Origin of the sequence: Duganella sp. BJB476, from assembly GCF_003416895.1 — a bacterium.
Lineage (GTDB): Bacteria > Pseudomonadota > Gammaproteobacteria > Burkholderiales > Burkholderiaceae_D > Rugamonas.
On record NZ_QVIO01000001.1, the window covers coordinates 1,170,210 to 1,183,357 of the forward strand.

Consider the following 13,148-nt stretch of genomic DNA (forward strand, 5'->3'; position numbering starts at 1 on the left):
CCTTAGAATGCGCGTTTGATGTTGAAGGAGATGTAATCGCGGTCGGCCAGCGACTGGGCGTAGCTCAGGATGGGCGTGTTGGTGGCCGGATTATTTTTCAGGAAGGTGCCTGCCGCGCCGAGGAAGCGCACGTAGCTGATGCCGAACTTCCAGTCCTGGTGGTAGGTGGCGTTGACGCCGATATTGAAGTCGCCGCCATGCGAGCTGCCGCCGTTGAAGTTAAACACGGCGCGCGAACGGCCGTCGATGTTGTAGCCGACGCCGATCGGGATCGAGAGGTCGAGGCCATCGATCACCTGGTAGTAGGCCGGCTCGAAGATCATGCGCGCCGAGGTGGCGTCCCGCGTGGTGTTGGGATCGAGTGAGCCTTGCCAGGTGACGCTGGTGGCGCGGTTCCACGCCAGTTCGCCCAGCAGCGACGCGCCCTGGAAGAATGGATTGGTCGGCATCACGTAGATCGCCGACAGGTTGACGTGCGCCGTATTGCCGACCGCGTAGGCGGGATTGCCGCTGTTGTCGGCAAAGACGCCGGTGCCGGCGCGCGACAGGAAGTTGGGCGTCGGGTCGCTGACCAGCGGCGAGTTGCGGCGCACCGAGACTTCGGCCGCCACGTTCGCGCCCAGCAGCACGGTGCTGGCGCTGGCGCCGAAGGTGCGGATGCCCTCCGCGTACACGGCCTGCACGGTGGATGGCGCGCCGGGCGGGAATCCAGGCTTGAAGCCCAGGTAGAAGTAGGGTGTCTTGTCGTGATAGCGCGCCGCGTAGAAGCCGTATTCGACGTCCGAACCCGCCGGCGAGAACTTGACCTGCAGGCCGCCCTGGCCGGAGTTCTTCGCCTTCAAGTCCGGCACGGTGTAGAAGGCCGGCGCGCCGCTGTTGGTCGGCGCGACCAGGAATGCGCTGCTGCCGGCGCCGGCGGCGTCGTAGGAGCTAAGGTAGCTGCCGACGCCCGGTATCTGGGTGGGGCGCCATTCGAACTGGTAGTAGCCGCCGATCGACACGTTGGGCAGCACCTGCAGCTGGCCCGAGACCTGGTTGACCGGCCGCAGGATCTCCTTGAACTGCGCGCCCGGAACGCTGAGCAGCTTGACCAGGTCGACCGGCCCTTGCGCGTTGGCGATGCCGTTGGCGCCGAAGAACAGGCTTTCGCCATATTGCAGCGTGTGGCGGCCGACGCGCACGGTGCCCGGCAGCTCGCCCAACGCGCCTTTGGCGAAGACGAAGGCGTCCAGCAGTTCGGCGTTGCGGCCGTGTAGCAGGCGGGTGCCGTCGGTGAATTCGTTGCCGGCCTTGCCGGTCAGCGTGGCGGCGTTGCTGGCGTAGGAGCCGTTGTCGTTGCTGCGGTTGTACGAGGCGTCGTACCAGGCGGCTGCGCTGACGCGCATGCCCAGGTTGCGGGTGCCGGCGTCGAACTCGGACAGCCAGTCGATACGGCTGGAGACGATGCCCTTGCGGCGGAAGTTCTGGTTGCCGTCGTCGAGGTTATAGCCGGTGAAGTCGCCGGCGCCGGACGATGGATAACCGCTCGCCAGCAGACGTGCGTCGGCGTCCTTGAGGCGGTAGGCACTGCTGTATTTGAAGGTGTTGTTCCAGCTGATCTTGAGGTCGGGATTGTCGGTCTCGAATTCGAAGGCGTGGGCGGCCGGCAGGGCGGCTGCCACGGCTAATGCCAGCAGGGTTGGACTCAGGCGTTTGTTCGCTTGCATGGTTTGTCTCCTCGTTATAGTTGTGTGGCCGCTGACGCGCGGCCGGGCGGATGGCGTGCATCAGATAAAGGTCGAAGCCAGTCCTCCATCCACGGGCAGGTTGATGCCGCTGATCCAGCGCGATTCGTCGCTGCACAGGAAGCTGATGGCGGCGGCGACTTCATCGGCATAGGCCGGGCGCTTCATGCGGTGGGCGTCGCGCTGCACGCGCTCCTCGCCCAGCATGGAGATGAAGTCGCCCAGGATGGGTGTGAAAACGGGGCCGGGCGCCACGCTGTTCATGCGCACCGAGTGCTGCATGAACCATTTCTGCGATTGGACGTAGGTCCAGACGATCAGCGCTTCCTTGAAGTACTGGTAGCAGGTGTCGGCCGGTACGGGATGCGCGTCCAGCCAGGCCTGGCCTTCGGTGTAGCCGCGAACGGCGGCCAACTGCTTGTGCAGGTCCAGCCGCTCCGCCCATTCCGCGCCCAGGATGGAGGTGACGTTGACGATGGAGCCGCCGGCCGGCATGCGTGGCAGCACGGCTTCGGTCAGGTGGCGCAGGCCGAGGTAGTTGACCCGTGCCAGCAGCGCCGGATCGGCGGTGCCGGGCACGCCGGCGATGTTGCACAACGCGTGCACGCGTTGCGGCAGCTGGGCGACTGCGGCGTCGATGCTGGCGGTCTGGCCCAGGTCGACGGCGACAAAACCGTCCAGCGTCAGGCCAGGCTCGGTGCGGTCCATGCCGATCACGGTGGCGCCTTCGAAGCGCGCCAGGCGCGCCACTTCGGCGCCGATGCCGGATGCGGCGCCGGTGACGACGATGGTCTTGTTACGTAACTTCATGTGGTCTCCTTGTTGGTGGTGTCGTTAGAAGGGATAGCGCGGCGCTTTGGTCTTCACCGTCAGCCACTGCCATTGGGTGAACTCGTCCCAGTCGGAACTGCCGCCGTGGCGGCCGCCGTTGCCCGAGGTACCGCCGCCGCCGAACGGCGCGTGCGCTTCGGCCAGCACGGTCTGGTCGTTGATGTGGGCGTGGCCGGCCGGCACGCGGTCGACGATGAACATGGCGCGCGCTAGCGTCGGCGTGATCACGCCCACGGCCAGGCAGCCGCTGGTGGCGGAGGCCAGTGCGATGGCTTCCTGGTCGGTGTCGAACACGGTGACCGAGGCCACAGGGCCGAACAGCTCTTCCTCGAAGCAGCGCATGCCGGGGCGCACCCCGGTCAGCACGGTGGGCTGGTAGTACTGGTTTTCGTAGGTGCCGCCGGCCAGCAGGGTGGCGCCGGCGGCCACGCTGTCCTGCACGATGGCGTGCACGCGCTGTACCTGGCGCGCGTTGATCAGCGGTCCAAGCGCCACCTTGCCGCTCATAGGATCGCCGACCGGCAGTTGGCCGGTCTTTGCGACCAGGCGCTCGATGACGGCGTCGGCGATGCCGCGCTGGAGCAGGATGCGGCCGGAGGCCATGCAGATCTGCCCCTGGTGCAGGTAGGCGCCCCAGGCCACGGCGGCAGCGGCGATGTCGGGATCGGCGTCGTCGAGGATGATCAGCGAGTTTTTGCCGCCCAGTTCCAGCGACATTTTCTTCAGGTTGCGGCCGGCCAGTTCGCCGATGCTGCGGCCCACCGCGGTGGAGCCGGTGAAGGCGATCATGGCGATGTCGGGGTGGCTGCACATCGCCTGTCCCGCTTCGGCGCCGCCGGGCAGCACATGCAGTACGCCTTTGGGCAGGCCGGCTACTTCCAGGATGCGGGCGATCAGCACGCCGCCGCTGATCGGCGTTTGCAGGTCAGGCTTGTGGACCACGGCGTTACCGGTGGCCAGCGCCGGCGCGATCGAGCGGATCGACAGGATCAGCGGGAAGTTGAACGGCGAGATCACGCCGACCACGCCGTGGGGCACGCGTCGCGCGATACTCATCTCGCCGCTGGTGGAGGCCAGCAGCTGGCCCTTGGGCTGGGTGAGCATCGCGGCCGCTTCGCGCAGGTGGGCACTGGCTTCGCGCAGTTCCAGGTCGGCCTTGGGGCGGATCGCGCCGGTCTCGCGCACGATCCATGTCGCCAGTTCGTCATGGTGCTCGACGATGATGACGGCGGCGCGGCGGAAGATGGCGGCACGCTCCTTGTAGTCGCTGGCGGCCCACGCGGCCTGCGCGGCGCGGGCCTGGGTGGCGGAGCGCGCCACGTCGTCGGCATCGGCAAGGCCGACGCGGCCCAGCTGTTCGCCCGTCGCGGGCTCGGTGAAGATGTGGACGCCGCCGTGGGCTGCGATCCAGTCGCCGTTGAAGATGTAGCCCTGCCAGATCGATGGGTGCAAAAGCGCATTCGTGTTGGTCATGCTGTCTCCTGTGTATGAGGGGTGGGTGGGGAAGTCAGCCTGTTAGCACGCTAGTTGCATGAAGGTCTGCTTGCCGCTCTTGCCTTAGCTATTACAAGTTGTGTGCCAGCTCGTTGTGCAGCGTGGTTATTGCGACGCACCATGTGGCGCCTACGCTGGGTGTTGACGTGGCGTTGGAGGCGTTGTCGTAGCGCAGCGCAGCAAAAAAGAAGCCGTGCTGGCGATTGATGAAATGATCAAATGGGAGAACTGCCGATGTATGATTTGATAAAAGATGATGAAAGTAGAGACATGAGCAAACCCCCTCGCGTATCGCTGGCTGAGATGTCGCGCGTCAGCGGCAAGATGCTGCCGCAGGGCGACAGCCAGCACCTGAAGGCCGGCGCCGCGCCCACGCTGGACGACCTGACGCAAAGCCTGCACTTCTCGCCCGGCGATGGCCGCATCTGGCTCAACGGCCAGCGCATGCAGCTGCTGCATATCACCTCGCTCGGCGCGCTGCGGCGCGAGCTGCTGGAGAGCATAGGCCCGGAACGCACGCGCGGCCTGTTGACGCGGGTCGGCTATTCGGCCGGCGCCCGCGATGCGCAACTGCTGCGGGAGCGCTGGCCCGACGCCGAACCGGGCTCGCTGTTCGCAGCGGGACCGCGCATGCATTCGCTGGAGGGCGCGGTCAAGGTGGAGCCGCTGCACTTCGAATTCGACTTCGAACGCGGCACCTATCATGGCGAATTCCTGTGGCACCACTCCAGCGAGGCCGAGGTGCACACTGCGGATTTCGGCATCGGCACGGAGCCGGCCTGCTGGATGCAGACCGGTTACGCCATCGGCTACACCAGCGCGATGATCGGACGGCTGACCATCTACCGCGAGGTTGAATGCACGTCGATGGGGCACAAGCACTGCCGCCTGGTCGGCAAGCCGGCCGACGAATGGGACAATGTGGAAGAGGACCTGCGCTTCCTGAACGCGGAATCGTTCGTCAGCACTACCGCATACGGTGGACCGGGGCAGCACCAGCAGACGGCGGTGCTTCCGGGTGACGACGGACGCCCATACGGCGACAAGGAGATGGTGGGCGTGTCGTCGGCCTTCAACGCGGCCTGCCATATGCTCAAGCGCGTGGCGCCGACCGCCGCCACGGTGCTGTTCACCGGCGAGTCGGGCGTGGGCAAGGAGCTGTTCGCCTACATGCTGCACCAGATCGGCGCCCGCAAGGAGCAGCCTTTCGTGGCCGTCAACTGCGCGGCGATTCCCGAGACGCTGATCGAGTCCGAACTGTTCGGCGTGGAGCGCGGCGCGTTCACTGGCGCCAGCCAGTCGCGGCCCGGCCGCTTCGAGCGCGCTTCCGGCGGCACGCTGTTCCTCGACGAGATAGGCACGCTTAGCCTGGTGGCGCAGGGCAAGCTGCTGCGCGCGCTACAGGAAGGCGAGATCGAGCGGGTAGGGGGCGTGCGCAGCGTGAAGGTGGATGTGCGGCTGGTGGCGGCCACCAATGTCGATCTGCGCGAGGAGATCCGGCAGGGCCGCTTCCGCGAAGACCTGTTCTTCCGGCTGAATGTATTCCCGATCCGCCTGCCGCCGCTGCGCGACCGGCGCGACGACATCCCGCTGTTGATGGGTTACTTCATGCGACACTACGGCCAAAAACACCAGCGCCGCGTGACCGGCTTCACGGCGCGCGCGGTCGATGCGCTGCTCAACTACGACTTCCCGGGGAATATCCGCGAGCTGCAAAACCTGGTGGAGCGCGGCGTGATCTACGCCGACGAGGATGGCCCGATCGATTTGCCGCACCTGTTCACCAGCGGTGAGGAATCGCGGACCTCCTATTTTTCGCTGGCCCAGACCGGACGCCTGACCAGCCATGAAGCGGCAGCACCGCCGCCGACGCTGGCCGGCGCGCTGCTCGACGTGCTACCCGAGATGCTGCGGCAGGCGTCCGAACAGGAGCAGGACTGGTCGCTGGACAATCTGGAAAGCACGCTGATACTGGCGGCGGTGAAGCGGGCCGACGGCAACCTGTCGGCGGCGGCGCGCACGCTGGGCCTGACGCGGCCGCAGCTATCCTACCGGATGAAGAAGCTCCAGCAGGGTTGAATCTAATGAACTGCGTCGCTCACTCGAGGTAGATCTTCTGCAGCAGCTTGACGAGCTGCGCGCGCTCGGCATCGGTCAGCGCGGCCGTCGCATCCACTTCCAATTCGCTGGCGGTCTTTTCCGCCTTGGTGCACATGCTCAGGCCAGCGGCCGTCAGTGCCAGCGTCTGCGAGCGCCGGTCCAGCGGGCTGCGCTGGCGCAGCAGCAGCCCGCGCTCCTGCAGCCTGTCGAGCAGGATGGCAAGGTTGGGCGGCGACACGTTCACCGCATCCGACAGCCGTTTCTGGTTGATGTTGGGATTCGCCTTCAACAGGCTCAATACACTGAAATCCACCGGCCGCAGCTCGTACTTCGCCATCCGCTTTTCAAACAACGGCAGGATGTTGATGTAGGCACGGCGGCAGTTATAGCCCACCAGGCCCAGTAGCGTGCTCTGGTCCAGCGGCTGCTCTGCCGCCTCCTGGACGGCGTCGGTTAATGTTGGCTTCTTTTTTTTGGGCTGCGTGGTCATGGTCCGATTCTAGCAAAGAAGCGCCGCCCCGGCCATCCCGATGCTTGCAATGTCTCGAAAATGCGTATAGTCTATAATCATTATAAAACATAACTAATTATCTCAAAACCATCCATCGAGGAGACACGATGAAACGCAGCGCACTTATCGCCGTACTTTCCACCGCACTTTCCACCGTATTGGCCGAAGGCCAGGCTTCGGCCCAGGAACCCATCCGCATCGGCGTGATTGCCGCGCTCACCGGGCCGTTCGCCAACACAGGCAAGCCGTTCGAGGACGGCATCAAGGCCTATATGCTGCAATATGGCGATCAGGTGGCCGGCCGGAAGATCGAGATCATCTACCGCGACGATGGCGGCACCAATGTCGACCAGTCCAAACGGGCGGCCCAGGAGCTGATCACGCGTGAAAAGGTCAGCTTCCTGATCGGCTTCTCGCTGACGCCCAGCGCGATGGCGGTGGCGCCGATCGCCACCCAGGCCAAGATGCCGATGATCGTGATGAACGCAGTCACCAACGGCATCACCGCCAAGTCGCCATACATGCTGCGGACCAGCATGACGATGCACCAGATGACCGGACCGTTCGGCGCCTGGACCGCGAAGAACAAGATCGGCAAGGTCTACACCCTGGTCAGCGACTACAGCACCGGCCTGGATGCGGAGGCCCGCTTCACCAAGGAGTTCACTGCCGGCGGCGGCAAGGTGGTTGGCTCGGCGCGGGCGCCGCTGGCCAATCCCGATTATTCGCCCTTCATCCAGCGCATCAAGGATGAGAAGCCGGATGCGCTGTTCTTCTTCGCACCCGGCGTGGAAGACGGCATCGGCCTGTTGAAAGCCTTCAGCGACAAAGGGCTCGACAAGGCGGGCATCAAGTTTCTCGGCGTGGGTGACATGACCAGCGAAACGCCAACGCTGGAGGCGCTGGGCGACCGCGCACTGGGCGCGGTAACGGTGCTGAACTACGCGCCCACGCTGGACAACGACGCCAACAAGGCTTTCCTGAAATCCTATGCGCAGGCCAATCCAGGCCGGCCGCCAGCCACCTTCGTCACCGTCGCGGCATACGACACCATGGGCATGATCTACGAGACCGTCCGCAAACTGGGTGGCGCCGTCACCGGCGACAAGGCGATGCAGGTGCTGGCCGGGATGAGGCGCGACAGTCCGCGTGGACCGATCAGCATTGACCCGGCCACGCGCGACATCGTGCAGAACATGTACATCCGTGAAGTGAAGAAGGTCAACGGCAAGCTGGTGAACGAACCGATCGCCGTACTGCGCGACGTCAGCCCCAACTAAGGAGATTTGTGATGATGATCGAACGACGTGTCTTGAACGGCACGCCGCTGGCGGCGCTTTGCCTGTCTGCGGTGGCCTTGAGTGGTTGCGGAGGAGATGGCGGCACGGTGCCAAGCGCCACGGCGGCGCTGCCGCAGTTGGCAGCGGCCAGTGGCGCCAAGCTTTCCACCTGCACGGATTTGGCCAGCAAGATCGCCTATCCCAATACGACGATCGCCAGCGCGGCATCGGTGGCTGCGGGTGTGCTGACTGTTGCCGGCAAGCCGGTGCCGGCGCATTGCCTGGTGAAGGGATCGATGTACCAGCGTGTTGGCCCGGTCGACGGGCAAAACTACGCGATAAGCTTCGAGATGCGGCTGCCGGTTGACTGGAACGGACGCTTCTTCTTCCAGGCCAACGGCGGCCTTGACGGCGCGGTGGTTACGGCCACCGGCGACGTTGGCGGCGGCGGGCAGTTGGACAATGCGTTGAACCAGGGCTTTGCGGTGATCAGTTCCGACGCGGGCCACGGCGCGGCGACGCCGCTGTTCGGCCTCGATCCGCAGGCGCGGCTGGACTACGGCTACCAGGCCTCGGGCAAGCTGGCGCCGATGGCCAAGAGCGTGATCCAGACCGCCTACGGCAAGGGGCCGGACCGTTCCTATTTCGGCGGTTGCTCCAACGGCGGTCGACACACGATGGTGGCGGCGTCCCGCTACGGCGAACAGTTCGACGGTTACCTGGTCGGCGATCCCGGCTTCCGGTTGCCACTGGCGGCGATCGCCAATATCGCCGGCGGCCAGTCCTACGCGGCGCTGGCAACCACGCCGGGCGACCTGTCGACCGGCTTTACGCCCGCCGAACGCGCGCTGGTGTCGAACACGGTGCTGGATAAATGCGATGCGCTGGACGGCGTCAAGGATGGCCTGGTGCAGGACACCGGCGCTTGCCAGGCCGCCTTCAGCCTGGAGCGGGACGTGCCGTCCTGCGGCGCGCAAGGCCGCGACGGCACCTGTCTCAGCACCGCGCAGAAAGCGGCGATCGGACAGCTGTTCACGGGCGCGCTCACCAGCACCAAGAGCAAGTTCTATTCAAGCTTCCCGTACGATGCGGGCCTGGGCACGGGCAACTGGGCGTTCTGGAAGTTCTTCAGCCCACTGCAGCTGGATTCCGGCGCAGTGGCGATGATCTGGAAAGTGCCGCCGGTGAATCCGGCGACCTTCAACGGCGCCAGCTTCGCGCTGACGTCCAGCATCGATACCTTGCTGACGCAGGTCGCCGCGACTGATGGCTCCTACACGGAAAGCGCAATGTCCTTCATGCTGCCACCGCACTTGACCGACTACAGCACCGTGAAGAACCGTGGCGCCAAGATGATGCTATACCACGGCACTAGCGATCCGATCTTCTCCAGTGACGACACCACGGCGTGGTACGACAATCTGCGAGCCGCGAACGGCGGCGACGCTTCCAACTTTGCCCGCTTCTTCCGCGTGCCCGGCATGAACCATTGTTCCGGCGGACCGGCGACCGACCAATTCGACATGCTGACGCCCCTGGTCAACTGGGTCGAGAAGGGGCAGGCGCCGGAACGGGTGCTGGCCAGCGCGCGCGGCGCGGGCAACGCCGGCGGCGTCAATGCCGACGTGCCGGCGTCATGGTCGACGACCCGCACCCGGCCGCTGTGTCCTTATCCGCAGGTGGCGAAGTACAACGGCAGCGGCAGTATCGAGGATGCGGCCAACTTCAGCTGCAAATAGGGGAGCAAAAGACCCGGGCAGGCGGCTTACTTGCCTGGGTCTTTTTGGTTAGTGAACTGGTCGAATTCGACGTTATAGAATTCGCTGCCGACCTTTTCGACCTTGCGCACGTAGACCGTCTGCACGATATCGCGGGTTTGCGGATCGATGCTGATCGGTCCGCGCGGGCTGTTGAGCTGCATGTTCTTCAGGATGGCCATGGCCTGATCGCCGTCGATCTTGCCGTTCAACTTGCGCGTCACTTCGTAGATCGCGGCCATGCCGTCATAGGCCGCCACGGCCATGAAGTTCGGACGACCCGCGCCCGGATTGGCCGTCGCAAAACTCTTCAGGAAAGCCGCGTTCTCCGGCGACTTGTGCGCGGCCGAATAGTGGAATGTGGTGATCACGCCCAGCGTGGCGTCGCCCATCGCCGGCAGCACGTGGTCGTCGGTCAGGTCGCCGGTGGCGATCACCTTGATGCCCGCCGCGGCCAGCCCGCGCTCGCGGTAGCCCTTCATGAAGGCGATGCCTTGCTCGCCGGCCGGAACGAAGATGAACACCGCATCCGGCTTGGCGTCCTTGATGCGCTGGATGTAGGGGGCGAATTCCGGATTGCGCAGCGGGACGCGGATCGCTTCCGTCACCGTGCCGCCGCCTTTGACCAGCTCATTCTTGAAGGCCGTTTCGGCGTCGATGCCGGGGCCGTAATCCGCCACCAGCGTCACCACCTTCTTGATGTTGTTCTTGGCCGCCCACGTCGCCATCGGCGCGGAGATTTGCGGCAGCGTCATCGAGAAACGTGCGATGTAGTTGGACTTGGTGGTGATGATGGAAGTGGCGGCGTTCATGACGATCATCGGCTTCTTCGCCTGCTCGGCGATAGGCGCGACGGCCAGCGCTTCCGGCGTCAGGCCGAAGCCCGCGAGGAAGTCGACTTTGTCGCGCACCACCAGTTCCTGCGCCAGGCGCTTTGCGATTTCGGGCGAAGGGCCGGTGGTGTCCTTGTAGATGATTTCGATCTTCTTGCCCGCCACCGTGGCGCCGTTCAGCGCCATCCACGCCTTGATGCCGCCCTCCATCTGCTTGCCGTAGTCGGCGAAGGGGCCGGAGAAGGCGGCGATCACGCCGACCTTGATGGTGTCCTGGGCCTGCGCCAGCGGCATCGCCGACCATGCGGCGGTGGCGAGTGTCGCGATTGCTACAAATTTTTTCATCGTCATGCTGGTCTCCGGTGCTGTTCTGTTTTCTCTATGAGGAATGGCTAGTCGCGGCAATTGGCGACGGTGGCAGGTTTCAATTCTGCCACGCGGCGTTGGTTGACAGCGCATCGCTTCATGCATAGTATCTCAATCTATGTGCGATTAACAACCTATTGTTCGATAATCGCACATCTTAAAAACGACGTATTCAAAACAACAGGAGACTGGAATGAAGAACGCAATCCGATGCGCTGCGGCGCTGCTGGCTGGGGTCAGCGCATCCGGCGCCATGGCGCAAAGCAGTGTCACGGTGTACGGCCTTGTAGACACAGGCCTGGTTTATACGACCAACGCCAATGCGGCCGGCGCCAGCATCACCAAGATGCCTTCGTTGACGGGTTCATTCCCGTCGCGCCTGGGCTTCCGCGGCAGCGAGGACCTGGGCGACGGCTTGCAGGCGGTGTTCACGCTGGAGATGGGCTTGTCGATGGATACCGGCACCATGGGCCAGGGCAATCGCCTGTTCGGCCGCCAGGCCTCGGTGGGTTTGAAGGGCGCGTTCGGCACGGTGACGCTGGGCCGCCAGATCAACATGACCTATATCGCCTCGTTGAAGGGCGACGTGCTGGGGCCTAACCTGTTCGCGATCGGCAGCATCGATCCTTATCTGCCGAACGCGCGCAGCGACAACGCCATCGGCTACCTGGGCAACTTCAACAACTTCGTGGTCGGCGCCACCTACAGCACCGGGCGCGATGCGTCGGCTGCGGGCGGTCCTGCCGCCACCGGCTGCCCTGGCGAAGTGGCGGGCAATTCCAAGGCCTGCCGCCAGATCACCGGCATGGTGGGCTACGAGACTCCGGAATATGGCCTGAACACTTCCTACGACATCATGTACGGGAACGTCGGCGCGGCCGGTGGCTTGACCAGCAGCGATAACAGCGACAAGCGCATCACCGTCAACGGCTATGCCAAGGTGGGGGCGGCCAAGATCGGCGGCGGCCTGGTCGACCGCACCACGCGCGCGGTCACCGGCGTGACCGAATCGGATCTGTACTTCCTGGGTGTGAGCTATCCGGTCACGCCGCTGTCCACGCTGGATGTGCAGGTGGCGCGCCGCGACACCAAGAACAGCAGCTCGGACGTCAAGATGGTGGTGGCCCGCTTGACCTACTACCTGTCGAAGCGCACCGCCGTGTATGGAGCGCTGGGTCGCATGCAGAACTCCGGCGCATCGGCAGTGGCGCTGGACGCCGGCGGCACCGTCGGCGCGGGCCTGACGCAGAACGGCGTCATGGCCGGCCTGCGCCACAGCTTCTAAGGCAGCAGTATCGAGAGTTCCTGGGCCCCGCGCAGCAGCACGGGCAGGAACTCTTTTTCCAACTGCTTGACGCTGACGCGCGAGGCTTGCGCACCGACGTTCAACGCCGCCAGCACAGTGCCGGATGCGCCGCGTACCGGCACCGCGATGGAGCGCAATCCCAGTTCCAGTTCTTCGTCGTTGATGGCGTAGCCGGCCTGGCGCACGCCGGCCAGGATCTCGCGCAGGCGCTTCTGGTTGACCACCGTGTTTTCGGTCATCGGCCGCAACGCGGTGCGGGCCAGGTACTGGTCCAGCTCCGCCGGCGGCAAATGCGCCAGCATCACCCGACCCAGCGAGGTGCAATAGGCGGGCAGGCGGCTGCCGGTGTTCAGCGCCACCGACATCACGCGCGAGGTGGCGGCACGCGCCACGTAGAGCACTTCGTCGTCGTCCAGCACCGCCAGCGAGCTCGATTCGTTCAGCGCGCGGCTGATGTTGTTCAGGTAGGGCTGGGCCGATACTGTCAGCGGCGTCGACGACAGGTAGGAATAGCCCAGCGTCAGCACCTTGGGACGCAGCGAAAAATTGTTCAACTCCGCATCCACATACCCCAGCTCGCGCAGCGTATGCAGGCAGCGCCGCACGGCGGCGCGCGGAATGCCGGTCTTCTGGCTGATGTTGGCGATGGTCTGCGGCTTGCGCGAATCGCTGAAGGCGCGCACCACGGCCAGGCCGCGCGCCAGCGAGGTCATGAAACTGGGATCGGTCAGGGCGTCGATCTGTTCGGAGATGCTTGGTTCGTGCTCCGGCTCAGCCTCGGCGACGCTGGTTTTGGGTTTGGTGGTCTTGGACATGGCGTGATTTTAATGCAGTAGGCAGGTTCGATAGGTGTTTTTTTGTTGACCGCGGCGCGATTACGTTGCTACACTGAGTGTGCGGTAATCAATCATTAGTTCGATTATCGCACACTGAACTTAAAAGGCAG

10 protein-coding genes are annotated in these 13,148 nt (G+C 64.6%); 4 read left to right on the top strand and 6 right to left on the bottom strand.

The window, feature by feature from the left end:
* Nucleotides 1-2: 2 nt before the first annotated feature.
* The 3 genes from D0T21_RS05190 to D0T21_RS05200 are packed head-to-tail and all read right to left on the bottom strand — an operon-like array spanning nucleotide 3 to nucleotide 4,028.
* Nucleotides 3-1,706: a DUF1302 domain-containing protein gene (locus tag D0T21_RS05190; RefSeq protein WP_116988957.1), complete on the bottom strand. Its 1,704-nt coding sequence runs from the start codon at nucleotides 1,704-1,706 to the stop codon at nucleotides 3-5.
* A gap of 60 nt (nucleotides 1,707-1,766) precedes the next feature.
* Nucleotides 1,767-2,534 carry a coniferyl-alcohol dehydrogenase gene (locus tag D0T21_RS05195; RefSeq protein WP_116988959.1) on the bottom strand — a complete coding sequence of 256 codons (768 nt, stop codon included), beginning with the start codon at nucleotides 2,532-2,534 and terminating at the stop codon, nucleotides 1,767-1,769.
* A gap of 24 nt (nucleotides 2,535-2,558) precedes the next feature.
* Entirely contained in the window at nucleotides 2,559-4,028 is a 1,470-nt protein-coding gene (locus tag D0T21_RS05200) for a benzaldehyde dehydrogenase (protein ID WP_116988961.1), read from the bottom strand.
* 291 nt (nucleotides 4,029-4,319) lie between these two features.
* Here D0T21_RS05200 and D0T21_RS05205 point away from each other — a divergent pair, with 291 nt between their 5' ends.
* Nucleotides 4,320-6,128, top strand: a complete 1,809-nt coding sequence (locus D0T21_RS05205) for a sigma-54-dependent Fis family transcriptional regulator (RefSeq protein WP_116988963.1) — start codon at nucleotides 4,320-4,322, stop codon at nucleotides 6,126-6,128.
* A gap of 19 nt (nucleotides 6,129-6,147) precedes the next feature.
* Here D0T21_RS05205 and D0T21_RS05210 read toward each other — a convergent pair whose 3' ends face one another.
* Nucleotides 6,148-6,639 carry a MarR family winged helix-turn-helix transcriptional regulator gene (locus D0T21_RS05210; RefSeq protein WP_199538409.1) on the bottom strand — a complete coding sequence of 164 codons (492 nt, stop codon included), beginning with the start codon at nucleotides 6,637-6,639 and terminating at the stop codon, nucleotides 6,148-6,150.
* A 128-nt stretch (nucleotides 6,640-6,767) separates the two neighbouring features.
* Between D0T21_RS05210 and D0T21_RS05215 the strand changes: the two genes are divergently transcribed.
* Nucleotides 6,768-7,940, top strand: a complete 1,173-nt coding sequence (locus D0T21_RS05215) for an ABC transporter substrate-binding protein (RefSeq protein WP_116988965.1) — start codon at nucleotides 6,768-6,770, stop codon at nucleotides 7,938-7,940.
* Between the two features lie 11 nt (nucleotides 7,941-7,951).
* Entirely contained in the window at nucleotides 7,952-9,679 is a 1,728-nt protein-coding gene (locus D0T21_RS05220) for a tannase/feruloyl esterase family alpha/beta hydrolase (RefSeq protein WP_116988967.1), read from the top strand.
* A gap of 26 nt (nucleotides 9,680-9,705) precedes the next feature.
* Here the strand turns inward: D0T21_RS05220 and D0T21_RS05225 are convergent, their stop codons facing one another.
* Nucleotides 9,706-10,881, bottom strand: a complete 1,176-nt coding sequence (locus D0T21_RS05225) for an ABC transporter substrate-binding protein (protein WP_116988969.1) — start codon at nucleotides 10,879-10,881, stop codon at nucleotides 9,706-9,708.
* Nucleotides 10,882-11,089: 208 nt separating this feature from the next.
* Between D0T21_RS05225 and D0T21_RS05230 the strand changes: the two genes are divergently transcribed.
* Nucleotides 11,090-12,181: a porin gene (locus D0T21_RS05230; protein ID WP_116988971.1), complete on the top strand. Its 1,092-nt coding sequence runs from the start codon at nucleotides 11,090-11,092 to the stop codon at nucleotides 12,179-12,181.
* Here D0T21_RS05230 and D0T21_RS05235 read toward each other — a convergent pair.
* Nucleotides 12,178-13,017, bottom strand: coding sequence for an IclR family transcriptional regulator C-terminal domain-containing protein (locus tag D0T21_RS05235; protein WP_116988973.1), 840 nt, complete (start codon nucleotides 13,015-13,017; stop codon nucleotides 12,178-12,180). The two genes, D0T21_RS05230 and D0T21_RS05235, sit on opposite strands and share 4 nt — an antisense overlap.
* Nucleotides 13,018-13,148 lie beyond the last annotated feature (131 nt).

Excerpts from the sequence above, each read along its gene's own strand:
- D0T21_RS05190 (WP_116988957.1), bottom strand. The coding sequence starts at position 1,706 with ATGCAAGCGAACAAACGCCTGAGTCCAACCCTGCTGGCATTAGCCGTG.
- D0T21_RS05195 (WP_116988959.1), bottom strand. The coding sequence starts at position 2,534 with ATGAAGTTACGTAACAAGACCATCGTCGTCACCGGCGCCGCATCCGGC.
- D0T21_RS05200 (WP_116988961.1), bottom strand. The coding sequence starts at position 4,028 with ATGACCAACACGAATGCGCTTTTGCACCCATCGATCTGGCAGGGCTAC.
- D0T21_RS05205 (WP_116988963.1), top strand. The coding sequence starts at position 4,320 with ATGAGCAAACCCCCTCGCGTATCGCTGGCTGAGATGTCGCGCGTCAGC.
- D0T21_RS05210 (WP_199538409.1), bottom strand. The coding sequence starts at position 6,639 with ATGACCACGCAGCCCAAAAAAAAGAAGCCAACATTAACCGACGCCGTC.
- D0T21_RS05215 (WP_116988965.1), top strand. The coding sequence starts at position 6,768 with ATGAAACGCAGCGCACTTATCGCCGTACTTTCCACCGCACTTTCCACC.
- D0T21_RS05220 (WP_116988967.1), top strand. The coding sequence starts at position 7,952 with ATGATGATCGAACGACGTGTCTTGAACGGCACGCCGCTGGCGGCGCTT.
- D0T21_RS05225 (WP_116988969.1), bottom strand. The coding sequence starts at position 10,881 with ATGACGATGAAAAAATTTGTAGCAATCGCGACACTCGCCACCGCCGCA.
- D0T21_RS05230 (WP_116988971.1), top strand. The coding sequence starts at position 11,090 with ATGAAGAACGCAATCCGATGCGCTGCGGCGCTGCTGGCTGGGGTCAGC.
- D0T21_RS05235 (WP_116988973.1), bottom strand. The coding sequence starts at position 13,017 with ATGTCCAAGACCACCAAACCCAAAACCAGCGTCGCCGAGGCTGAGCCG.